The sequence below is a fragment of the Oleiphilus sp. HI0079 genome, assembly GCF_001635105.1.
In genome coordinates, this window is sequence record NZ_LWFT01001446.1 from 1 (window position 1) to 1,620 (window position 1,620).

Genomic DNA, 1,620 nt, shown 5'->3' on the forward strand with positions numbered 1-1,620 from the left:
GTCCGGAGTTTAAAGAGCTACCCCAAGAGAGCGGGATGGCGAGCCACTACCTAATGGATGCGCAGGCAGATATGGGGTCCCCCCTGATCGGAAAGAGTATTGAAAGCAATGGATTACGTAACCTGGAAGGTTTGTTTTTAGTTGAGCTTGTTCGGGATGGACGTTTGATCAGCCCTGTATCGCCAGACGAGGTAATTGAAGAGCGCGATCACCTTATTTTCAATGGCGATGTAGGCAAGCTAGAGCAGTTATTGAAGATGAACGGCCTGTCTTTGTTTGCGAACAAACAGCCTTCAAGCGTCCAAAATGTAATGGGCAGCAACCTTAGCGAAGTGCTTATTCGCCCAGATAGTCATCTTGTGGGCAAGAGTCTTAAATCATCCGGTTTTCGGGCCAAGTTTGATGCGGCAGTTGTCGCTATAAAGCGTGACGGTGAGGCCGTATCAGGCAAGCTGGGTGAGATAGAGCTCAAAGCTGGCGATTTCCTTGTGTTGGCAGTGGGTGCTGACTTCCACAGTCGTAATAACCTCAGTAACAACTTTGTGTTTGTTTCCGGGGTCGAGCCAGACCACATACTAAGTGATGCTCAAGGGCGTTTGGCTATTGGTGGTTTTGTTGCGGTGATTGCCTTGGCTGCAAGCGGCATGGTGGAATTACTGCAAGGATTGGTTTTGCTGTTCGCGCTCTACCTTTTAACGGGTTGTCTTAATCGGCAAGAAGTATTGCGACGGCTACCTGTGCAATTATGGTTAATCATTACCACAGCATTGTTATTTTCAAAGGCGTTGATGAGTTCAGGCGTATTCACTTTAATCGCACATCAAGCATCAGAGGTGCTAATGAGTATGCCGCTTTGGGCGATTATACTGTCCGTCTATGTTGTGACTTGGTTTCTGACAGAGCTGGTAACAAACAACGCCGCTGCAGCGTTGATGTTCCCTTTTGCGCTTGGTCTGGCGGGCGCGATGAACGCAGACCCGATGGTGCTGGTGATGACGGTGACCTTTGCGGCGAGCGCAAGCTTCGTCAGCCCTTATGGGTATCAAACCAACCTAATTGTGATGAATGCCGGTGGTTATCGGCTGCAAGATTTTGTTAAAACAGGCTGGCCCGTGGCGGTTGTGTATGGCTTGGTCGTGGTGTCGCTTGTGCCTCTTGTGTATTGATGGTCTTCATTCTTTATCACGCTCTATGGGTATGTAAGAGATCTCTTACAGACATTTACGAGATCTCCTATATTTTCTCATCCAACGATTCCTTAATATGCACACATAGGGATAGCGAAGACAAACGGATTTGTTACAGCGACTCGTAATCTATTGCGGGAAGCACACCAAGGATGGTGGTCGTGAAAGGGAAAAGGACGTAATGCAGCGGTTTACCGCGCCGGCTAGGATGGCCAGCACGCATTGCGTTTCCCGCCCCTATCTTCTTTAATTTCATCTCTAAATATTCTTCTAGGCTTTGCCCTGTATCGATCATTTCATGAGGGACGCATGAAACTTGGTATTATCATCACCGTAAGTTGTTTACTCTCCGGCTGTGCCTCGCTGTTTCCCATTCAAGTAACCGATCCCCGCACGGGCATCGAATATACCGTTCCTGCTCGCCTGCAAGATG

The 1,620-nt window shown here is 48.6% G+C and carries 2 protein-coding genes; one reads left to right on the top strand and one right to left on the bottom strand.

Features of this window, described 5'->3' with window-relative positions; all coding sequences use genetic code 11:
• Positions 1-1,166, top strand: a 1,166-nt coding sequence (locus A3750_RS24710) for an SLC13 family permease (protein ID WP_197475305.1), incomplete at its 5' end; no start/stop codon positions are given.
• Between the two features lie 133 nt (positions 1,167-1,299).
• Here A3750_RS24710 and A3750_RS25535 read toward each other — a convergent pair.
• The gene (locus tag A3750_RS25535) at positions 1,300-1,443 is read right to left on the bottom strand and encodes a hypothetical protein (RefSeq protein ID WP_156492394.1); all 144 of its coding nucleotides are present in this window, start codon (positions 1,441-1,443) and stop codon (positions 1,300-1,302) included.
• Between the last annotated feature and the right edge of the window lie 177 nt (positions 1,444-1,620).